The 18,213-nt window shown below is 42.1% G+C and carries 30 protein-coding genes; all 30 read left to right on the plus strand.

What is annotated here, in order from left to right; all coding sequences use genetic code 11:
* Positions 1 to 53: 53 nt before the first annotated feature.
* The 30 genes from ACYH0L_RS00700 to map all read left to right on the plus strand — a co-directional run bounded on the left by ACYH0L_RS00700 (position 54) and on the right by map (position 18,059).
* A complete protein-coding gene (locus ACYH0L_RS00700) occupies positions 54 to 302 on the plus strand; it encodes a 50S ribosomal protein L7ae-like protein (RefSeq protein WP_008345416.1) in 249 nt (82 codons plus the stop codon).
* Between the two features lie 112 nt (positions 303 to 414).
* Positions 415 to 834 carry a 30S ribosomal protein S12 gene (gene rpsL / locus ACYH0L_RS00705; protein WP_003216962.1) on the plus strand — a complete coding sequence of 140 codons (420 nt, stop codon included), beginning with the start codon at positions 415 to 417 and terminating at the stop codon, positions 832 to 834.
* 121 nt (positions 835 to 955) lie between these two features.
* Positions 956 to 1,426 carry a 30S ribosomal protein S7 gene (gene rpsG, locus ACYH0L_RS00710; RefSeq protein ID WP_003216884.1) on the plus strand — a complete coding sequence of 157 codons (471 nt, stop codon included), beginning with the start codon at positions 956 to 958 and terminating at the stop codon, positions 1,424 to 1,426.
* Positions 1,427 to 1,480: 54 nt separating this feature from the next.
* Positions 1,481 to 3,559, plus strand: coding sequence for an elongation factor G (gene fusA, locus ACYH0L_RS00715; RefSeq protein ID WP_099728192.1), 2,079 nt, complete (start codon positions 1,481 to 1,483; stop codon positions 3,557 to 3,559).
* Between the two features lie 117 nt (positions 3,560 to 3,676).
* A complete protein-coding gene (gene tuf, locus ACYH0L_RS00720; RefSeq protein WP_007496302.1) occupies positions 3,677 to 4,867 on the plus strand; it encodes an elongation factor Tu in 1,191 nt (396 codons plus the stop codon).
* 109 nt (positions 4,868 to 4,976) lie between these two features.
* Entirely contained in the window at positions 4,977 to 5,936 is a 960-nt protein-coding gene (locus tag ACYH0L_RS00725; protein WP_230031674.1) for an alpha/beta fold hydrolase, read from the plus strand.
* Positions 5,937 to 6,154: 218 nt separating this feature from the next.
* Positions 6,155 to 6,463: a 30S ribosomal protein S10 gene (gene rpsJ / locus ACYH0L_RS00730; RefSeq protein WP_099728190.1), complete on the plus strand. Its 309-nt coding sequence runs from the start codon at positions 6,155 to 6,157 to the stop codon at positions 6,461 to 6,463.
* A 37-nt stretch (positions 6,464 to 6,500) separates the two neighbouring features.
* Positions 6,501 to 7,130 carry a 50S ribosomal protein L3 gene (gene rplC / locus ACYH0L_RS00735; protein ID WP_041084736.1) on the plus strand — a complete coding sequence of 210 codons (630 nt, stop codon included), beginning with the start codon at positions 6,501 to 6,503 and terminating at the stop codon, positions 7,128 to 7,130.
* A 27-nt stretch (positions 7,131 to 7,157) separates the two neighbouring features.
* Positions 7,158 to 7,781 carry a 50S ribosomal protein L4 gene (gene rplD / locus ACYH0L_RS00740; protein WP_099679362.1) on the plus strand — a complete coding sequence of 208 codons (624 nt, stop codon included), beginning with the start codon at positions 7,158 to 7,160 and terminating at the stop codon, positions 7,779 to 7,781.
* On the plus strand, positions 7,781 to 8,068 hold the full coding sequence (gene rplW / locus ACYH0L_RS00745; RefSeq protein WP_003217016.1) for a 50S ribosomal protein L23: 288 nt from the start codon (positions 7,781 to 7,783) through the stop codon (positions 8,066 to 8,068). Before rplD ends, rplW begins: the two co-directional genes overlap by 1 nt.
* A 28-nt stretch (positions 8,069 to 8,096) precedes the next feature.
* A complete protein-coding gene (gene rplB / locus ACYH0L_RS00750) occupies positions 8,097 to 8,930 on the plus strand; it encodes a 50S ribosomal protein L2 (protein ID WP_024425599.1) in 834 nt (277 codons plus the stop codon).
* Positions 8,931 to 8,987: 57 nt separating this feature from the next.
* Complete coding sequence (gene rpsS / locus ACYH0L_RS00755; RefSeq protein WP_003216920.1) at positions 8,988 to 9,266, plus strand: 30S ribosomal protein S19; 279 nt, start codon at positions 8,988 to 8,990, stop codon at positions 9,264 to 9,266.
* A gap of 17 nt (positions 9,267 to 9,283) precedes the next feature.
* Positions 9,284 to 9,625, plus strand: coding sequence for a 50S ribosomal protein L22 (gene rplV / locus ACYH0L_RS00760; RefSeq protein ID WP_007496316.1), 342 nt, complete (start codon positions 9,284 to 9,286; stop codon positions 9,623 to 9,625).
* Between the two features lie 3 nt (positions 9,626 to 9,628).
* Complete coding sequence (gene rpsC / locus ACYH0L_RS00765; protein ID WP_003217241.1) at positions 9,629 to 10,285, plus strand: 30S ribosomal protein S3; 657 nt, start codon at positions 9,629 to 9,631, stop codon at positions 10,283 to 10,285.
* Between the two features lies 1 nt (position 10,286).
* Positions 10,287 to 10,721 carry a 50S ribosomal protein L16 gene (rplP, locus tag ACYH0L_RS00770; RefSeq protein ID WP_003225801.1) on the plus strand — a complete coding sequence of 145 codons (435 nt, stop codon included), beginning with the start codon at positions 10,287 to 10,289 and terminating at the stop codon, positions 10,719 to 10,721.
* Positions 10,711 to 10,911: a 50S ribosomal protein L29 gene (rpmC, locus tag ACYH0L_RS00775; protein ID WP_003217155.1), complete on the plus strand. Its 201-nt coding sequence runs from the start codon at positions 10,711 to 10,713 to the stop codon at positions 10,909 to 10,911. The genes rplP and rpmC overlap by 11 nt, the downstream gene beginning before the upstream one ends.
* Positions 10,912 to 10,936: 25 nt before the next feature.
* The gene (gene rpsQ, locus ACYH0L_RS00780) at positions 10,937 to 11,200 is read left to right on the plus strand and encodes a 30S ribosomal protein S17 (RefSeq protein ID WP_003216906.1); all 264 of its coding nucleotides are present in this window, start codon (positions 10,937 to 10,939) and stop codon (positions 11,198 to 11,200) included.
* A 39-nt stretch (positions 11,201 to 11,239) separates the two neighbouring features.
* On the plus strand, positions 11,240 to 11,608 hold the full coding sequence (gene rplN, locus ACYH0L_RS00785) for a 50S ribosomal protein L14 (protein ID WP_003216882.1): 369 nt from the start codon (positions 11,240 to 11,242) through the stop codon (positions 11,606 to 11,608).
* 35 nt (positions 11,609 to 11,643) lie between these two features.
* Positions 11,644 to 11,955 carry a 50S ribosomal protein L24 gene (gene rplX / locus ACYH0L_RS00790; RefSeq protein WP_034323211.1) on the plus strand — a complete coding sequence of 104 codons (312 nt, stop codon included), beginning with the start codon at positions 11,644 to 11,646 and terminating at the stop codon, positions 11,953 to 11,955.
* A gap of 25 nt (positions 11,956 to 11,980) precedes the next feature.
* Complete coding sequence (rplE, locus tag ACYH0L_RS00795; protein WP_099728188.1) at positions 11,981 to 12,520, plus strand: 50S ribosomal protein L5; 540 nt, start codon at positions 11,981 to 11,983, stop codon at positions 12,518 to 12,520.
* A 22-nt stretch (positions 12,521 to 12,542) separates the two neighbouring features.
* Positions 12,543 to 12,728: a 30S ribosomal protein S14 gene (gene rpsN, locus ACYH0L_RS00800; RefSeq protein WP_008356542.1), complete on the plus strand. Its 186-nt coding sequence runs from the start codon at positions 12,543 to 12,545 to the stop codon at positions 12,726 to 12,728.
* Between the two features lie 31 nt (positions 12,729 to 12,759).
* On the plus strand, positions 12,760 to 13,158 hold the full coding sequence (rpsH, locus tag ACYH0L_RS00805; RefSeq protein WP_003217040.1) for a 30S ribosomal protein S8: 399 nt from the start codon (positions 12,760 to 12,762) through the stop codon (positions 13,156 to 13,158).
* Positions 13,159 to 13,189: 31 nt separating this feature from the next.
* Positions 13,190 to 13,726: a 50S ribosomal protein L6 gene (rplF, locus tag ACYH0L_RS00810; RefSeq protein WP_099728187.1), complete on the plus strand. Its 537-nt coding sequence runs from the start codon at positions 13,190 to 13,192 to the stop codon at positions 13,724 to 13,726.
* A gap of 32 nt (positions 13,727 to 13,758) precedes the next feature.
* The gene (gene rplR / locus ACYH0L_RS00815; RefSeq protein ID WP_099728186.1) at positions 13,759 to 14,121 is read left to right on the plus strand and encodes a 50S ribosomal protein L18; all 363 of its coding nucleotides are present in this window, start codon (positions 13,759 to 13,761) and stop codon (positions 14,119 to 14,121) included.
* Between the two features lie 24 nt (positions 14,122 to 14,145).
* Positions 14,146 to 14,646 carry a 30S ribosomal protein S5 gene (gene rpsE, locus ACYH0L_RS00820; protein ID WP_007496332.1) on the plus strand — a complete coding sequence of 167 codons (501 nt, stop codon included), beginning with the start codon at positions 14,146 to 14,148 and terminating at the stop codon, positions 14,644 to 14,646.
* Positions 14,647 to 14,659: 13 nt separating this feature from the next.
* The gene (gene rpmD, locus ACYH0L_RS00825) at positions 14,660 to 14,842 is read left to right on the plus strand and encodes a 50S ribosomal protein L30 (RefSeq protein WP_003217067.1); all 183 of its coding nucleotides are present in this window, start codon (positions 14,660 to 14,662) and stop codon (positions 14,840 to 14,842) included.
* 30 nt (positions 14,843 to 14,872) lie between these two features.
* Positions 14,873 to 15,313, plus strand: coding sequence for a 50S ribosomal protein L15 (gene rplO, locus ACYH0L_RS00830; RefSeq protein WP_034323201.1), 441 nt, complete (start codon positions 14,873 to 14,875; stop codon positions 15,311 to 15,313).
* A 1-nt stretch (position 15,314) separates the two neighbouring features.
* On the plus strand, positions 15,315 to 16,607 hold the full coding sequence (gene secY / locus ACYH0L_RS00835; protein ID WP_034323198.1) for a preprotein translocase subunit SecY: 1,293 nt from the start codon (positions 15,315 to 15,317) through the stop codon (positions 16,605 to 16,607).
* Between the two features lie 55 nt (positions 16,608 to 16,662).
* Positions 16,663 to 17,316 (plus strand): adenylate kinase, encoded by a 654-nt coding sequence (locus tag ACYH0L_RS00840; RefSeq protein WP_099728185.1) that lies wholly within the window; start codon positions 16,663 to 16,665, stop codon positions 17,314 to 17,316.
* Positions 17,313 to 18,059, plus strand: a complete 747-nt coding sequence (gene map / locus ACYH0L_RS00845; RefSeq protein ID WP_007496338.1) for a type I methionyl aminopeptidase — start codon at positions 17,313 to 17,315, stop codon at positions 18,057 to 18,059. The genes ACYH0L_RS00840 and map overlap by 4 nt, the downstream gene beginning before the upstream one ends.
* Positions 18,060 to 18,213: the final 154 nt, after the last annotated feature.

Below are 18,213 nucleotides of genomic sequence, written 5' to 3' on the forward strand. Positions count from 1 at the left end.
GATAATATAACCAAGGTGCTCAAAATAAAACCTGTTACTTTGGAGGATATTCGATGTCTTATGATAAAGTATCACAGGCTCAGTCCATTATTATTGGTACGAAGCAAACAGTAAAAGCTCTAAAACGAGATTCAGTAAAGGAAATCGTCGTAGCGAAAGATGCTGATCCTGCTTTAACAGCTAGTGTAATGAAACTAGCGCAAGAGAAGGGTGTAGACATTTTAGTGGTAGATTCCATGAAAAAGCTCGGCAAGGCCTGCGGAATTGAAGTTGGGGCAGCAGCTGTTGCCATTATGTTATAACGTACTTGTTTGTTTTTGCATGCTTTAAATGCAAAAGCATTGTTTTTTGCCTTTTGATGAACCACCTGGGTATGTGGGTTATAAAAAAAGTAATGAAGGGAGGAATAACAACATGCCTACAATTAATCAGCTAATACGCAAAGGACGCGTGAGTAAAGTTGAAAACTCAAAGTCTCCTGCACTTAACAAAGGATACAACAGTTTCAAAAAAGAGCACACTAACGTAACATCTCCACAGAAACGCGGGGTTTGTACTCGTGTCGGTACAATGACACCGAAAAAACCAAACTCAGCACTACGTAAATATGCTCGTGTACGTTTGTCTAACCTGATTGAAGTAACAGCTTACATTCCTGGTATCGGTCATAACCTACAAGAGCACAGTGTAGTACTTATCCGTGGCGGACGTGTAAAAGACTTACCGGGTGTACGTTACCACATCGTTCGTGGTGCGCTTGATACTGCCGGAGTTGACGGTCGTATGCAAGGACGTTCTAAATACGGAACAAAACGCCCTAAACAAAGCAAATAATATAAACAAACATAAGGGTTTTTAGAAGTTGATATCAGATCAGTGGAGTCAGGGAACTGACAATGAAATTGAGATGAGAGACAGATAGAAATCCTTTTAAAAGAGAAGGGAGGCTATTCAGATGCCACGTAAAGGTCCTGTAGCAAAAAGAGACGTTTTGCCAGATCCAATTTACAATTCTAAACTTGTATCTCGTTTGATCAACAAAATGATGATCGACGGTAAAAGAGGAAAATCTCAAACAATACTCTACAAGTCATTTGATATCATCAAAGAACGTACTGGTAATGAAGCGATGGAGGTTTTCGAACAAGCCTTGAAAAACATCATGCCAGTTCTTGAAGTGAAAGCACGTCGTGTAGGTGGAGCTAACTACCAAGTACCTGTAGAAGTTCGCCCAGACCGTCGTACGACTTTAGGTCTTCGCTGGTTAGTTAACTACGCTCGTCTTCGTGGAGAAAAAACGATGGAAGAGCGTCTTGCTAACGAAATCCTTGACGCAGCTAACAACACTGGTGCTGCTGTGAAGAAACGTGAAGATACACACAAAATGGCAGAAGCGAACAAAGCATTCGCTCACTACCGCTGGTAGGATTTATACCAAACTAAAAAAACTATTCCCTAATAAGGAAGGAGAAATTACCCAATGGCAAGAGAGTTCTCCTTAGACAAAACTCGTAATATTGGTATCATGGCTCACATCGATGCCGGTAAAACGACAACGACTGAGCGTATCTTGTACTACACTGGTCGTATCCATAAAATTGGTGAAACTCACGAAGGAGCTTCACAAATGGACTGGATGGAGCAGGAGCAAGAACGTGGTATTACAATCACTTCTGCTGCTACTACAGCACAATGGAAAGGTTACCGTGTAAACATCATCGATACACCAGGACACGTAGACTTCACTGTTGAAGTTGAACGTTCTTTACGTGTACTTGATGGTGCGGTAGCTGTTCTTGATGCACAATCAGGTGTAGAGCCACAAACTGAAACAGTTTGGCGCCAAGCAACAACTTACGGAGTACCTCGTATCGTATTCGTTAACAAAATGGATAAAACCGGTGCGGACTTCCTTTACTCTGTAGGTACATTAAGAGATCGTCTTCAAGCAAACGCTCATGCAATTCAATTGCCGATCGGTGCTGAAGACCAATTCGAAGGAATCATCGACCTTGTAGAAAACGTAGCATACTTCTACGAAGATGACCTTGGAACTCGCTCTGATGCAAAAGAAATCCCTGCTGAGTATAAAGACAAAGCTGAAGAGCTTCGCAGCAGCTTAATTGAAGCTGTGGCTGAGCTTGATGAAGAGCTTATGGAAAAATACCTTGAGGGTGAAGAAATTACAATTCCTGAATTGAAAGCTGCAATCCGTAAAGGAACATTGAATGTTGAATTCTATCCAGTTCTTGTTGGATCTGCTTTCAAAAACAAAGGTGTTCAGCTTGTACTTGACGCTGTGCTTGATTACCTTCCTGCACCAACTGATGTTGCTGCAATCAAAGGTACCTTGCCAGATACAAATGAAGAGGTTGTACGTGAGTCTACTGATGACGCACCATTCTCAGCCCTTGCATTTAAAGTTATGACTGACCCTTATGTTGGGAAACTAACTTTCTTCCGCGTATACTCTGGAACACTTGATTCTGGTTCTTACGTGAAGAACTCTTCTAAGAACAAGCGTGAACGTGTTGGACGTATCCTTCAAATGCACGCAAACAGCCGTGAAGAAATCTCTACTGTTTACGCAGGGGATATCGCAGCAGCTGTAGGTCTTAAAGATACATCAACTGGTGACACTCTGTGTGACGAGAAAAGCCTTGTTATCCTTGAGTCTATGGATTTCCCAGAGCCAGTTATCGATGTAGCAATCGAGCCTAAATCTAAGGCTGACCAAGATAAAATGGGTATCGCTTTAGCTAAACTAGCTGAAGAGGATCCAACATTCCGTACACAAACAAACACTGAAACTGGTCAAACGATCATCTCTGGTATGGGTGAGCTTCACCTTGATATCATTGTTGACCGTATGAAGCGTGAGTTCAAGGTTGAAGCTAACGTAGGAGCTCCTCAAGTTGCGTACCGTGAAACATTCCGTTCTGGTGCAAAAGTTGAAGGTAAATTCGTACGTCAGTCTGGTGGACGCGGTCAGTTCGGACACGTTTGGATCGAATTCGAACCAAACGAAGAAGGCGCAGGCTTCGAATTCCAAAATGCAATCGTTGGTGGGGTTGTTCCTCGTGAATACATCCCAGCTATTCAAGCAGGTCTTGAAGATTCACTTGAAAATGGTGTATTAGCTGGATTCCCATTAATCGACATCAAAGCTAAATTATTTGATGGATCATACCACGATGTTGACTCTAACGAAATGGCGTTTAAAATTGCTGCGTCTATGGCATTGAAAAATGCTGTCAGCAAATGTAACCCAGTTCTACTTGAGCCAATGATGAAAGTAGAAGTCGTTATCCCTGAAGAATACATGGGAGACATCATGGGTGATATCACATCTCGTCGTGGACGTGTAGAAGGTATGGAAGCACGCGGTAACGCTCAAGTTGTTCGCGCTATGGTTCCACTTTCTGAAATGTTCGGATATGCAACTGCACTCCGTTCTAACACACAAGGACGCGGTACTTTCACTATGCACATGGATCACTATGAAGAAGTGCCTAAGAGCATCAGTGAAGAAATCATCAAAAAAAATAAAGGTGAATAATTGATTTTGCCTTTAAACTAAAGTATAACTACTATTGAAGATCAGAAAGTGAGAGGTAACTCTTCACTTTCTATCACTCTATACCAAATACAATGACCTTTAAGGAGGATTTTTAGAATGGCTAAAGAAAAATTCGACCGTTCCAAATCGCATGCTAACATTGGTACAATTGGACACGTTGACCATGGTAAAACAACTCTAACTGCTGCTATCTCAACAGTTCTTCATAAGAAATCTGGTAAAGGTACAGCTATGGCTTATGATCAAATCGATGGTGCTCCAGAAGAGCGCGAGCGTGGAATCACAATCTCAACTGCACACGTTGAGTATGAAACTGAAACTCGTCACTATGCACACGTAGACTGCCCAGGACACGCTGACTACGTTAAAAACATGATCACTGGTGCTGCTCAAATGGACGGCGCGATCTTAGTAGTATCTGCTGCTGACGGTCCAATGCCACAAACACGTGAGCACATCCTGCTTTCTCGTAACGTAGGTGTACCTTACATCGTAGTATTCCTTAACAAATGTGACATGGTTGACGATGAAGAGTTACTTGAACTTGTTGAAATGGAAGTTCGTGACCTTCTTTCTGACTATGACTTCCCTGGTGACGATGTACCAGTTATCAAAGGTTCTGCTCTTAAAGCTCTTGAAGGAGATGCTGATTACGAAGCAAAAATCTTTGAACTTATGGATGCGGTTGATGAGTACATCCCAACTCCAGAACGTGACACTGAGAAGCCATTCATGATGCCAGTTGAGGACGTATTCTCAATCACTGGTCGTGGAACAGTTGCTACTGGTCGTGTTGAGCGTGGACAAGTTAAAGTCGGTGACGAAGTTGAAATCATCGGTCTTCAAGAAGAAAACGGTAAAACAACTGTTACAGGTGTTGAAATGTTCCGTAAGCTTCTTGACTATGCTGAAGCTGGTGACAACATCGGTGCACTACTTCGTGGTGTATCTCGTGAAGATATCCAACGTGGTCAAGTACTTGCTAAACCAGGTACAATCACTCCACATAGCCGTTTCAAAGCTGAAGTTTATGTACTTTCTAAAGAAGAGGGTGGACGTCATACTCCATTCTTCACTAACTACCGTCCGCAGTTCTACTTCCGTACAACTGACGTAACTGGTATCGTACATCTTCCAGAAGGTACTGAAATGGTTATGCCTGGCGATAACACTGAGATGGAAGTTGAACTTATCTCTACTATCGCTATCGAAGAAGGAACTCGTTTCTCTATCCGTGAGGGTGGACGTACTGTAGGTTCTGGTGTCGTTTCAACTATCATTAAATAATAAACATATAAAAGAGACTCCTTGCAAAAGGGTCTCTTTTTTTGCTTTTCCAGACCAGAACGGCTACTATAAGCTATAGAATCTAAATGGAACCGAGAGGATCACTGGAATGGCGAAGACATATTTGAAGAAATGGTTGATCGGCGGAGTTGACCAATGGATTATGATGAAAGAAAATCACCTGAATAAAACAAAACCCGTTTTTTTATTTTTACACGGTGGGCCTGGCTCAGCTCAAATCAGTTATATCGATTCCTTTCATGAGGAATTAGATCAAGACTTTACAGTCGTCCATTGGGATCAGCGTGGGGCAGGACTTTCCTATCAAAAGAATATTCCCGCTGCTTCGATGACTATTCAGCAATTTGTTGAAGATACGATTGAACTGACCGAAAAGCTTCTTTCGTATTTAGGTCATTCAAAACTGTACATCGCTGGGTACTCATGGGGAGCACTGATTGCGATACAAGCAGTACATAAACGTCCGGATTTATATCATGCATATTATGGGATTAGTCAGGTCGTGGATGTATTAAAAGAAGATATTGTGTCGTACGAACTTCTTCTGAAGAAATACCATCGCAATCGACTGCTCACTAGCTGCCTGCGATTACTGACACCTCCCCCGTGGAAACGAACCTCTGCTCATGCTTTGTTCTCTCTATATAAAGAGTTCGCAAAAGTAGGGCTCACACATAAGTGGAAGCCGATTTTTCAAATGATGAGCGCGTTTCTTCATAGTAAGCATTATCAGCTGATAGATAAATGGAGATTCCTCAAAGGACAGAAGTTTAGTCAGGACAAGCTATGGAATGAACTGATGAATGAGAGTATTCAATACCGAGTTTCTACTATATTAATACCGTGCTACTTTATCATTGGTGAACATGACATGATTACGCCCGCTGCTGTAACAAAACCATATGTTGATCAATTAACAGCACCGATAAAAGAATGGTTCACCTTTAAAGAATCTGCCCATTCCCCGCATATTGAAGAGCCAGATGAATTTATTCGGATCGTAAGAAAGACTGCTGTACATCATCTTCAGGGAAAGCTTGATTTATAGGCTGAACCCCTGTATAATATGAAAAGTGTGCAAATCATAAATTTATCCGATTTATTATTGCAACACGCAGGCCAATTTGGTACAATAGTGCATGTTGGTCTTTGACTGCGATGAAGTGAGAGGTTGCTGACACACCCGGCCGCTTTGCCATGGCAAGGTGATCAGGTTTTTCTCACGGAGAACTGTCTAACGTAAGTAGGCGAAAAGGAGGGAAAATAATGGCAAAACAAAAAATTCGTATTCGTTTAAAAGCATATGATCATAGAATTCTTGATCAATCTGCTGAGAAGATTGTTGAAACGGCTAAGCGTTCTGGTGCTAGTGTATCTGGTCCGATCCCGCTTCCAACTGAAAAATCAGTTTACACAATCCTTCGTGCGGTTCATAAGTACAAAGATTCTCGTGAGCAATTCGAGATGCGTACTCACAAACGTCTAATCGACATCGTGGATCCAACTCCGCAAACAGTTGATGCACTTATGCGTTTAGATTTACCATCTGGTGTAGATATCGAAATCAAACTTTAATTCAAATAGAAAACACATATTATAGGAGGTGTGACGAATGACCAAAGGAATCTTAGGTAGAAAAATTGGTATGACGCAAGTATTCGCAGAAAACGGTGATCTTATCCCTGTAACTGTTGTTGAGGCTGCTGCTAACGTTGTTCTTCAAAAGAAGACTGCTGATACGGATGGCTATGAAGCAATCCAAATTGGTTTTGATGACAAACGTGAAAAGCTTTCTAACAAACCAGAGAAAGGCCACGTTGCTAAAGCGGAAACTGCTCCTAAGCGCTTCGTAAAAGAATTACGCGGTGTGGAGTTAGATGCGTATGAAGTTGGTCAGGAAGTCAAGGTTGATATTTTCGCAAATGGAGATATCGTAGATGTAACAGGAACATCAAAAGGTAAAGGATTCCAAGGGGCTATCAAGCGCCACGGACAATCACGCGGACCAATGACTCACGGTTCACGTTATCACCGTCGTCCTGGTTCAATGGGACCTGTTGATCCAAACCGCGTATTCAAAGGTAAACTTCTTCCAGGACGTATGGGCGGAGAGCAAATCACTGTCCAAAACCTTGAGATCGTTAAAGTTGATGCAGAACGCAATCTTCTATTGATCAAAGGGAACGTACCAGGAGCTAAAAAATCTCTAGTAACTGTAAAGAGTGCAGTTAAATCTAAATAACTCTCTTAGGAAAGGAGGAAACAAGTCATGCCAAAAGTAGCATTATTTAACCAAAACGGTTCTACTAACGGTGAAATCGAATTAAACGCTTCTGTGTTTGGAATCGAGCCAAACGAAAGCGTAGTATTCGATGCTATTCTTATGCAAAGAGCTTCCTTACGTCAAGGAACTCACAAAGTAAAAACTCGTTCTGAAGTACGTGGCGGAGGTCGTAAGCCTTGGAGACAGAAGGGTACAGGTCGTGCTCGTCAAGGTTCTATCCGTTCACCACAATGGCGCGGAGGCGGTATCGTATTCGGTCCAACACCACGCAGCTATTCTTATAAATTACCTAAAAAAGTTCGCCGCTTGGCTATCAAGTCAGTATTGTCTTCTAAAGTAATCGACAACAACATCATCGTTCTTGAAGATCTGACTCTTGATGCAGTGAAAACGAAAGAATTCGCAGGCATCCTTAAAGGGTTATCTGTTGAGAAGAAAGCGTTGATCGTCACTGCGGATGCAAACGAAACAGTAGCTTTATCTGCTCGTAACATCCCTGGAGTAACAGTTGTTGAAGCTAAAGGTATCAACGTTCTTGACGTTGTCAACCACGACAAACTTCTGATCACTAAAGCAGCGGTTGAAAAAGTAGAGGAGGGACTTGCATAATGAAAGATCCTCGTGATGTTCTAAAGCGCCCTATCATTACTGAACGTTCTGCTGATCTAATGACAGAGAAGAAGTACACGTTCGAAGTTGATGTCAGAGCTAACAAAACAGAAGTGAAAGACGCTGTTGAAGAAATCTTTGGAGTGAAAGTTGAGAAAGTCAACGTTCAAAACTACAAAGGAAAATCTAAACGCGTTGGACGCTACACTGGTATGACTAGCCGTCGCAGAAAAGCGATCGTGAAATTAACTGCTGACAGCAAAGAAATCGAAATTTTTGAAGCGTAAATCTTAAAAAGAAGGAGGGAAATTCAAAATGGCGATTAAAAAGTATAAACCAACCAGTAATGGTCGTCGTGGCATGACTACTTCAGATTTTGCTGAAATCACGACTGACAAACCAGAAAAATCGTTGCTTGCACCGCTACACAAAAAAGGCGGACGTAACAACCAAGGTAGATTGACTGTTCGTCATCAAGGTGGCGGTCATAAACGTCAATACCGTATCATCGACTTTAAGCGTGATAAAGATGGTATACCTGGACGCGTTGCTACAATCGAGTATGATCCAAACCGTTCAGCGAACATCGCTCTTGTAAACTATGCAGATGGTGAGAAACGTTACATTCTTGCTCCAAAAGGAATTCAAGTTGGTACTGAAGTTACTTCTGGACCAGAAGCTGACATCAAACCAGGTAACGCTCTTCCACTTATCAACATCCCAGTTGGTACAGTTGTGCATAACATTGAATTGAAACCAGGTAAAGGTGGACAATTAGTTCGTTCTGCTGGTACTTCTGCTCAAGTTCTTGGTAAAGAAGGTAAATACGTTCTTGTACGTTTGAACTCAGGAGAAGTTCGCATGATTCTTTCTGCTTGCCGTGCGACTATCGGTCAAGTTGGAAACGAGCAACACGAATTAATTAACATCGGTAAAGCTGGACGTTCTCGCTGGAAAGGCGTACGCCCAACAGTTCGTGGTTCTGTAATGAACCCTAACGATCACCCACACGGTGGTGGTGAAGGACGCGCTCCAATCGGACGTAAATCACCAATGTCTCCATGGGGTAAACCGACTCTTGGATTCAAGACTCGTAAGAAAACCAACAAGTCTGATAAATTCATTGTACGTCGTCGTAAAAACAAGTAACGGGGTTGTCTACGGTTCATTTAGGACCGTAGTTCAATCACGAAGGGAGGTTCCACAATGGCTCGCAGCTTAAAAAAAGGACCATTTGTTGATGATCATTTGATGGCTAAAGTCGAGAAATTGAATGAAACTGACAAAAAGCAAGTCGTAAAAACTTGGTCTCGTCGTTCTACAATTTTCCCACAATTCATCGGTCACACAATCGCTGTCTATGACGGACGCAAACATGTACCTGTTTTCATTTCTGAAGATATGGTAGGTCACAAATTGGGCGAATTCGCACCAAGCCGTACTTACAAAGGTCATGCTAGTGACGATAAAAAAACAAGACGCTAATGAGAGGAGGCTTTTAAATGCAAGCTAAAGCTGTCGCAAGAACAGTCCGTATTGCTCCTCGTAAAGCACGTCTAGTAATGGACCTGATCCGAGGTAAGCAAGTAGGAGAAGCAGTTTCTATCTTAAACCTTACACCTAAGGCTGCTTCACCAATTATTGAAAAAGTATTAAAATCTGCTATCGCAAACGCTGAGCACAACTACGAGTTGGACGCTAACAGCCTAGTGATTACTCAAGCATTCGTTGACGAAGGTCCAACACTTAAGAGATTCCGTCCACGTGCTATGGGTCGTGCGAGCGCAATTAACAAACGTACTAGCCACATTACAATCGTTGTATCAGAAAAGAAGGAGGGATAATCCGTGGGTCAAAAGGTAAATCCAGTAGGTCTTCGTATTGGCGTCATTCGTGATTGGGAATCTAAATGGTTCGCAGGTAAAGATTACGCTGACTTCTTACATGAAGACTTGAAAATCCGTGAATTCATCAGCAAGCGTTTGTCTGACGCGTCTGTTTCTAAAGTAGAAATCGAACGTGCTGCAAACCGCGTAAATATCACAATCCACACGGCTAAACCAGGTATGGTAATTGGTAAAGGCGGATCTGAAGTTGAAGCACTTCGTAAAGCTCTTAACAGCCTAACTGGCAAACGTGTACACATCAACATTCTTGAAATCAAGAGAGCAGATCTTGATGCTCAGCTAGTTGCTGAAAACATCGCTCGTCAACTTGAAAATCGTATTTCATTCCGTCGTGCACAAAAACAAACAATCCAACGCACAATGCGTGCTGGAGCACAAGGAATCAAAACAATGGTTTCTGGTCGTCTTGGCGGTGCAGATATTGCTCGTTCTGAATATTACAGTGAAGGTACTGTTCCGTTGCACACACTTCGTGCTGACATTGACTATGCTACTGCTGAAGCTGACACTACTTATGGTAAGCTTGGCGTAAAAGTATGGATCTATCGTGGAGAAGTCCTTCCAACTAAGAAGAATACTGCGGAAGGAGGAAAATAATATGTTATTGCCAAAACGCGTGAAGTATCGCAGAGAACATCGTGGAAAAATGCGTGGTCGTGCAAAAGGCGGCACTGAAGTACATTTCGGTGAGTTCGGTATCCAAGCTCTAGAAGCTTCATGGATTACTAACCGTCAAATCGAAGCTGCTCGTATTGCTATGACTCGTTACATGAAACGTGGCGGTAAAGTTTGGATTAAAATTTTCCCTTCTAAGCCATACACAGCAAAACCTCTAGAGGTCCGCATGGGTTCCGGTAAAGGTGCTCCAGAAGGATGGGTAGCTGTAGTAAAACCGGGCAAAGTTTTATTTGAAATTTCTGGTGTGTCTGAAGAAGTTGCTCGTGAAGCTCTTCGCCTTGCATCTCACAAATTGCCAATTAAAACGAAGTTCGTAAAACGTGAAGAAATTGGTGGTGAATCAAATGAAAGCTAATGAAATTCGTGACCTTACCACTGCTGAAATTGAACAAAAAGTAAAGTCTCTTAAAGAAGAACTTTTCAATCTTCGTTTCCAATTAGCGACTGGGCAGCTTGAAAACACTGCTCGCATTCGTGAAGTGCGTAAATCAATCGCACGCATGAAAACTGTGATTCGTCAAAGAGAAATCGCTGCTAATAAATAATAATTAGAGGGGAGGCCCCGCAAACATGAGCGAACGTAACCAACGTAAAGTGTATCAAGGTCGTGTTGTTTCTGACAAAATGGATAAAACCATCACTGTTGTTGTTGAAACATACAAAAAGCATTCACTTTATGGCAAACGTGTAAGATACTCTAAAAAGTTCAAAGCACATGATGAAAACAACCAAGCAAAAATCGGAGACATCGTAAAGGTCATGGAAACTCGTCCTTTATCTGCGACTAAACGCTTTCGTCTAGTTGAAGTTGTCGAAGAAGCTGTTATTATCTAATAAAGTTCGGATTTCTTTTTCCGAAGGGAGGTAACATTAATGATTCAACAGGAGACTCGTTTAAAAGTAGCTGACAACTCTGGCGCACGCGAAGTACTAACGATTAAAGTTCTTGGTGGCTCTGGACGTAAGACGGCTAACATCGGTGATGTCATTGTTTGTACGGTTAAACAAGCAACACCAGGAGGCGTTGTCAAAAAAGGTGAAGTTGTGAAAGCAGTTATCGTTCGTACAAAGAGCGGAGCTCGCAGAAACGATGGATCTTACATCAGTTTTGATGAAAATGCATGTGTCATCATCCGTGACGACAAGAGCCCGCGTGGAACTCGTATCTTCGGACCAGTAGCACGTGAACTTCGTGAAAATAACTATATGAAAATTGTTTCTCTAGCACCAGAAGTACTTTAATGAATACAATCCCCGACTCAAGGAGGTGCGATTAAATGCATGTTAAAAAGGGCGATAAAGTAGTGGTTATCTCTGGTAAAGATAAAGGTAAACAAGGAGTCATCCTTGCTGCTTTCCCTAAGAGTGACCGTGTTTTAGTAGAAGGTATTAACCTTGTGAAAAAACACTCTAAACCAACCCAAGCTAACCCTCAAGGCGGAATTTCTGAACAGGAAGCGTCGATTCACGTATCAAACGTAATGCCGCTTGATCCTAAAACGGGTGAAGTGACACGTGTTGGGTATAAAGTTGAGGACGGAAAGAAAGTCCGTGTAGCGAAAAAATCTGGGCAAGTTCTAGATAAATAGTAAATAAGGAAGGGAGGTCTTTCTCATGAACCGCCTTAAAGAAAAGTATGTAAAAGAAATTACACCTGCATTAGTTTCTAAGTTTGAATACACTTCAGTAATGCAAGTGCCAAAAATCGAAAAAATCGTGATCAACATGGGTGTTGGTGACGCAGTTCAAAACGCTAAAGCAATCGATACTGCTGTTGAAGAATTAACGTTTATCGCTGGTCAAAAACCTGTCGTTACTCGTGCGAAGAAGTCTATTGCTGGATTCCGTCTACGTGAAGGAATGCCAATCGGTGCGAAAGTAACACTTCGCGGAGAGCGCATGTATGATTTCCTTGATAAACTTATTTCTGTATCTTTACCACGTGTACGTGACTTCCGTGGGATTTCTAAGAAATCTTTCGACGGACGTGGAAACTACACGCTTGGTATTAAAGAACAGTTAATCTTCCCAGAAATTGATTACGATAAAGTATCAAAGGTCCGCGGTATGGATATCGTTATCGTTACTACTGCCAATACGGACGAAGAAGCACGTGAGTTATTAACTCAAGTAGGTATGCCGTTCCAGAAATAATCAATGAAAGGGAGGCGAAATCGTGGCTAAAAAGTCTATGATTGCGAAGCAACAACGCAAACAAAAGTTTAAAGTTCAAGAGTATACGCGCTGCGAACGTTGTGGACGTCCACATTCAGTTATTCGTAAGTTTAAACTTTGCCGTATTTGTTTCCGCGAACTTGCATATAAAGGACAAATTCCTGGCGTTAAAAAAGCCAGCTGGTAATCCCCATAAATGGGAAGGAGGTTATTAAATAATGGTTATGACAGATCCGATTGCAGATTTGCTGACTCGTATTCGCAATGCGAACATGGTACGTCATGAGAAGCTAGAAGTACCGGCTTCAAAAATCAAAAGAGAAATTGCTGAAATCTTAAAGCGTGAAGGTTTTATCCGTGACGTTGAATACGTTGAAGACAGCAAACAAGGAATTATCCGTATGTTCCTTAAATACGGTCAAAACAACGAGCGTGTTATCACTGGTCTAAAAAGAATCAGTAAACCTGGTTTACGCGTATATGCGAAATCAAATGAAGTACCACGTGTACTTAACGGACTTGGAATCGCAATTATTTCTACATCACAAGGTGTTTTATCGGACAAAGAAGCCCGTGCTAAACAAGCTGGTGGAGAAGTACTTGCTTACGTATGGTAAAAAAAGCTTAAGATGAATGGAGGTGCTTGGTATGTCTCGCATAGGTAAAAAACTACTTGAGATCCCTTCAGGAGTAACTGTGACAAACAACGATAACACAGTGACAGTAAAGGGACCAAAAGGTGAACTAACTCGTACGTTTCACCCTGATATGGAAATTAAAATTGAGGACAACGTCTTAACTGTAAGCCGTCCGTCTGAACATAAAGAACACCGTGCATTACATGGTACAACACGTAGCTTGCTTGCAAACATGGTTGAAGGTGTATCTAAAGGTTTCGAAAGAGGTTTAGAACTTATCGGTGTCGGTTACCGTGCAGCTAAATCTGGAAACAAACTTGTTCTTAACGTTGGATACTCTCATCCAGTTGAAATCGTTCCTGAGGCTGGAGTTGAAGTCGAAGTTCCATCTCAAACGAAAGTAATCGTTAAAGGTATCGATAAAGAGCGTGTAGGAGCTCTTGCTTCTAACATCCGCGCTGTCCGTTCTCCAGAGCCTTACAAAGGTAAAGGAATTCGTTACGAAGGTGAATTCGTTCGCCGTAAAGAAGGAAAAACTGGTAAGTAAGATCGCTTAAAGTGAAGAAAGGAGTGACTCGGATGATTACGAAAACTAGCAAAAACGCTACTCGTCTTAAAAGACATGCTCGTGTTCGTGCGAAACTTTCAGGTACTGCTGAAAGACCTCGCCTTAACGTTTTCCGTTCTAACAAGAATATCTACGCTCAAGTAATTGATGATGTTAACGGTGTAACACTTGTAAGTGCTTCTACTCTTGATAAAGAGTTAAAGGTCGAGAATAGTTCTGACACTGCAGCTGCTATTAAAGTTGGCGAAGTTGTTGCAAAACGTGCTGTTGAAAAAGGAATCTCTAACGTGGTATTTGACCGCGGAGGATACTTATATCATGGACGTGTAAAAGCTCTAGCTGAAGCTGCTCGTGAGGCTGGACTTAAATTTTAATAAAAGAAGGAGGGACACATCCGAATGAGTCGTATTGACCCAAGCAAATTAGAGTTAGAAGAACGCTTAGTTACGGTTAACCGCGTAGCGAAAGTTGTTAAAGGTGGACGTCGTTTCCGTTTTGCAGCTTTAGTTGTTGTCGGTGACAAAAACGGTCATGTTGGTTTCGGTACTGGTAAAGCGCAAGAAGTACCAGAAGCAATCCGCAAAGCTGTTGAAGATGCGAAAAAGAATTTAATTGAAGTACCAATGGTTGGAACTACAATTCCACATGAAATCATCGGTCGATTCGGTGCAGGAAACGTTCTATTGAAGCCTGCTTCAGAAGGTACAGGAGTTATCGCTGGAGGCCCAGTGCGTGCGGTACTTGAGCTTGCTGGTCTAGCTGATATCCTTTCTAAATCTCTAGGTTCTAATACACCGATCAACATGATCCGCGCAACACTTCAAGGTTTAAGTGAACTTAAACGTGCTGAAGATGTAGCGAAGCTTCGTGGAAAATCTGTAGAAGACCTGTTAGGATAAGGAGGGAACAATAATGGCAAATAAATTAGAAATTACCCTCAAACGCAGTGTAATCGGTCGCCCTGAAGATCAGCGTGTCACTGTTCGTACTCTTGGTCTAAAGAAAACAAACCAAACAGTCGTACATGAAGACAATGCAGCGATCCGCGGCATGATTAACAAGGTGTCTCATTTAGTTTCTGTTAAAGAACAATAAAACATTTTTAATCGATAAGGAGGTGCCCAAATGAAACTTCATGAATTGAAGCCTTCAGAAGGTTCACGTAAAGTACGCAACCGTGTTGGTCGTGGTATTGGATCAGGTAACGGTAAAACTTCTGGTAAAGGTCATAAAGGTCAAAACGCTCGTTCTGGCGGCGGTGTACGCCCTGGATTCGAAGGTGGACAAATGCCTTTATTCCAACGCCTTCCAAAACGTGGTTTTACAAACATCAACCGTAAAGATTACGCGGTAATCAACTTAGACAGATTAAACAGTTTTGACGAAGGAACGGAAGTCACTCCTGAACTTCTTCTAGAGACTGGTGCATTAAGCAAGTTAAAAGCAGGAGTAAAAATTCTTGGCAACGGTAAATTAGAAAAAAAATTAACTGTAAAAGCCAATAAATTCTCTGCTTCTGCGAAAGAAGCTATTGAAGCTGCTGGCGGTACAGCCGAGGTGATCTAACTTGTTTAAGACAATCTCCAATTTTATGCGCGTGAAAGATATACGGAATAAGATTATATTCACACTTTTAATGTTAGTCGTCTTTCGTATAGGTGCTTTCATCCCTGTGCCTAATGTGAACGCCGAAGTTCTCCAGGCACAGGATCAAATGAGTGTTTTCGGGATCCTCAATACATTTGGGGGCGGGGCACTTTTCCAATTCTCCATTCTTGCAATGGGGATTATGCCGTATATCACTGCTTCGATCATCATCCAGCTCTTGCAGATGGATGTTGTTCCGAAGTTTACTGAGTGGTCAAAGCAAGGAGAGGTTGGCCGCCGAAAATTAGCACAATTCACAAGGTATTTTACAATTGTTCTAGGATTTATCCAGGCGTTAGGAATGTCATATGGATTCAACAATATGGCAGGAGGCATGCTGATTGAAAACCCTGGTGTGTCAACGTATCTCTTAATTGCGGTCGTACTCACTGCGGGAACAGCATTTTTAATGTGGCTGGGTGAGCAGATTACTGCTCACGGTGTTGGTAACGGTATATCGATTATTATCTTTTCCGGTATCATCGCAGGTATCCCTCAAACATTAAAACAAGTGTACGCTCAGCAGTTTGTAGGTGGAGATGGACAGCTGTTCATGCAAATCCTTAAAATTGCCCTTATTGTGATTGCCATTCTTATCATTGTTATAGGTGTTATTTACATTCAAATGGCAGTGAGAAAGATTGCAATTCAATATTCAAAAGGAACTGGCCGTGCACAAATGTCTGCTAGTCAGGCAACGCATCTTCCATTGAAAGTGAATCCAGCTGGGGTGATTCCAGTCATCTTTGCCGTTTCGTTCATTATTACTCCGCAGACGGTCGCATCGTTCTTCGGAACTAATAATGTCACAACTTGGATAACCAACAACTTTGACTATACTAAGCCAATCGGTATGACGATTTATGTAGCACTGATTGTTGCTTTCACATATTTTTATGCCTTTGTCCAAGTAAATCCTGAACAAATGGCTGAAAATCTGCAAAAGCAGGGTGGCTATATCCCGGGAGTTCGTCCAGGGAAAATGACTCAAGATAGAATTACGAGTATTTTGTACCGACTCACGTTTGTGGGCGCCATTTTCTTAGCCGTGATTTCAATACTTCCTATCTTTTTCATTCAATTCGCTGGATTACCTTCCGCTGCACAAATTGGCGGCACAAGTCTTCTCATTGTTGTCGGTGTTGCACTTGAAACAATGAAACAGCTTGAAAGCCAATTAGTGAAACGAAACTACCGTGGATTTATGAAATAAAACAGAGGGCTGGGCTCCTGCCCAACCTCTCTAAGTAAGGAAGGGGAAATCCGAAATGAACTTAGTCTTAATGGGGCTTCCGGGTGCTGGTAAAGGCACTCAGGCAGAACGAATTGTTGATGATTATGGGATCCCTCATATCTCAACAGGAGATATGTTCCGCGCTGCTATGAAAGAGGAGACACAACTTGGGCTCGAAGCAAAATCCTTTATCGATAAAGGAGAGCTTGTTCCTGATGAGGTCACAATCGGTATTGTTAGAGAAAGACTTGGCAAGAATGATTGTGAGCAAGGTTTTCTTCTGGACGGATTTCCGCGAACAGTCGCTCAGGCTGAAGCTTTAGAAGAAATTCTAAAGGACCTTGGCAGAACGATTGATTATGTCATTAATATAAAAGTCGATAAAGATGCTTTGATGGAGCGTCTGACTGGCCGAAGAATTTGCAAAAATTGCGGAGCAACATATCATTTAGTATTCAATCCGCCTGCGAAAGAAAATGTTTGCGACAAGTGTGGAGGCGAGCTTTATCAACGTGCAGATGATAATGCAGAAACCGTTTCGACTAGACTTGAAGTAAACTTAAAGCAGACTGAACCTTTACTGAACTTCTATTCAGAAAAAGGATATCTTGTAAACATTGATGGAGCGAAGCACATTAACGATGTATACGCAGATATCAAGGAACTGCTTGGGGGATTAAATAAATGATTATCTGTAAAACTCCTCGCGAGCTTGAGATTATGAGAGAAGCTGGACGCATTGTCGCACTGACTCATGAAGAGCTGAAGAAACACATAAAACCAGGTATTTCGACAAAAGAATTGGATCAAATTGCCGAACGTTTTATTACAAAGCAGGGTGCAATCCCATCTTTTAAAGGGTATAATGGTTTTCGCGGGAGCATTTGCGTTTCGGTGAATGAAGAACTCGTTCACGGTATTCCTGGTAAACGGGTTTTACGTGATGGAGACATCATTAGTATCGATATCGGCGCAAAGTTAAATGGCTATCATGGTGACTCTGCTTGGACTTATCCAGTTGGGGTAATCAGTGATGAAGACCGCAAACTACTGGAAGTCACAGAGGAATCTCTATATAAAGGCTTACAGGAAGCAAAGCCAGGTGAACGTCTGTCGAACATTTCCCATGCCATACAAACGTATGTTGAAGGTGAGAATTTCTCAGTTGTTAGAGAATATGTTGGACATGGGGTCGGACAGGATCTTCATGAGGACCCTCAAATTCCTCATTATGGTCCGCCCAACAAAGGCCCACGGCTAAAACCTGGAATGGTGTTGGCCATCGAACCGATGGTGAACGCAGGCAGCCGATATGTGAAAACACTGGCTGATAACTGGACGGTTGTAACGGTTGATGGGAAAAAGTGTGCTCACTTTGAGCATACGATTGCGATTACAGATACAGGTTTTGATATACTGACTAAGATTTAGGTCTTCACTGAAGCCTTTCAGGCCCAAATCGGGCAGGTTGTCTGTATAGTCCAAGGAAAGAACAAGATCAGTATACAGTTGTCATCGACAGGTTCGATGGCTGCCATGTACTAATCGCAGACGGAGAAAAAGCGTAAATTTCATTCTCCTAAGA

The organism is Bacillus sp. MC1252 (assembly GCF_056838025.1).

Excerpts from the sequence above, each read along its gene's own strand:
- rplD (WP_099679362.1), top strand. The coding sequence starts at position 7,158 with ATGCCAAAAGTAGCATTATTTAACCAAAACGGTTCTACTAACGGTGAA.
- ACYH0L_RS00700 (WP_008345416.1), top strand. The coding sequence starts at position 54 with ATGTCTTATGATAAAGTATCACAGGCTCAGTCCATTATTATTGGTACG.
- rpsG (WP_003216884.1), top strand. The coding sequence starts at position 956 with ATGCCACGTAAAGGTCCTGTAGCAAAAAGAGACGTTTTGCCAGATCCA.
- rpmC (WP_003217155.1), top strand. The coding sequence starts at position 10,711 with ATGAAAGCTAATGAAATTCGTGACCTTACCACTGCTGAAATTGAACAA.
- rpmD (WP_003217067.1), top strand. The coding sequence starts at position 14,660 with ATGGCAAATAAATTAGAAATTACCCTCAAACGCAGTGTAATCGGTCGC.
- rpsH (WP_003217040.1), top strand. The coding sequence starts at position 12,760 with ATGGTTATGACAGATCCGATTGCAGATTTGCTGACTCGTATTCGCAAT.
- rpsE (WP_007496332.1), top strand. The coding sequence starts at position 14,146 with ATGAGTCGTATTGACCCAAGCAAATTAGAGTTAGAAGAACGCTTAGTT.
- rplV (WP_007496316.1), top strand. The coding sequence starts at position 9,284 with ATGCAAGCTAAAGCTGTCGCAAGAACAGTCCGTATTGCTCCTCGTAAA.
- rpsQ (WP_003216906.1), top strand. The coding sequence starts at position 10,937 with ATGAGCGAACGTAACCAACGTAAAGTGTATCAAGGTCGTGTTGTTTCT.
- rplB (WP_024425599.1), top strand. The coding sequence starts at position 8,097 with ATGGCGATTAAAAAGTATAAACCAACCAGTAATGGTCGTCGTGGCATG.
- rplO (WP_034323201.1), top strand. The coding sequence starts at position 14,873 with ATGAAACTTCATGAATTGAAGCCTTCAGAAGGTTCACGTAAAGTACGC.
- map (WP_007496338.1), top strand. The coding sequence starts at position 17,313 with ATGATTATCTGTAAAACTCCTCGCGAGCTTGAGATTATGAGAGAAGCT.
- rplE (WP_099728188.1), top strand. The coding sequence starts at position 11,981 with ATGAACCGCCTTAAAGAAAAGTATGTAAAAGAAATTACACCTGCATTA.
- rplN (WP_003216882.1), top strand. The coding sequence starts at position 11,240 with ATGATTCAACAGGAGACTCGTTTAAAAGTAGCTGACAACTCTGGCGCA.
- tuf (WP_007496302.1), top strand. The coding sequence starts at position 3,677 with ATGGCTAAAGAAAAATTCGACCGTTCCAAATCGCATGCTAACATTGGT.
- rplW (WP_003217016.1), top strand. The coding sequence starts at position 7,781 with ATGAAAGATCCTCGTGATGTTCTAAAGCGCCCTATCATTACTGAACGT.
- rpsJ (WP_099728190.1), top strand. The coding sequence starts at position 6,155 with ATGGCAAAACAAAAAATTCGTATTCGTTTAAAAGCATATGATCATAGA.
- rplX (WP_034323211.1), top strand. The coding sequence starts at position 11,644 with ATGCATGTTAAAAAGGGCGATAAAGTAGTGGTTATCTCTGGTAAAGAT.
- rplF (WP_099728187.1), top strand. The coding sequence starts at position 13,190 with ATGTCTCGCATAGGTAAAAAACTACTTGAGATCCCTTCAGGAGTAACT.
- rplP (WP_003225801.1), top strand. The coding sequence starts at position 10,287 with ATGTTATTGCCAAAACGCGTGAAGTATCGCAGAGAACATCGTGGAAAA.
- rplR (WP_099728186.1), top strand. The coding sequence starts at position 13,759 with ATGATTACGAAAACTAGCAAAAACGCTACTCGTCTTAAAAGACATGCT.
- rplC (WP_041084736.1), top strand. The coding sequence starts at position 6,501 with ATGACCAAAGGAATCTTAGGTAGAAAAATTGGTATGACGCAAGTATTC.
- rpsL (WP_003216962.1), top strand. The coding sequence starts at position 415 with ATGCCTACAATTAATCAGCTAATACGCAAAGGACGCGTGAGTAAAGTT.
- rpsS (WP_003216920.1), top strand. The coding sequence starts at position 8,988 with ATGGCTCGCAGCTTAAAAAAAGGACCATTTGTTGATGATCATTTGATG.
- ACYH0L_RS00840 (WP_099728185.1), top strand. The coding sequence starts at position 16,663 with ATGAACTTAGTCTTAATGGGGCTTCCGGGTGCTGGTAAAGGCACTCAG.
- ACYH0L_RS00725 (WP_230031674.1), top strand. The coding sequence starts at position 4,977 with ATGGCGAAGACATATTTGAAGAAATGGTTGATCGGCGGAGTTGACCAA.
- fusA (WP_099728192.1), top strand. The coding sequence starts at position 1,481 with ATGGCAAGAGAGTTCTCCTTAGACAAAACTCGTAATATTGGTATCATG.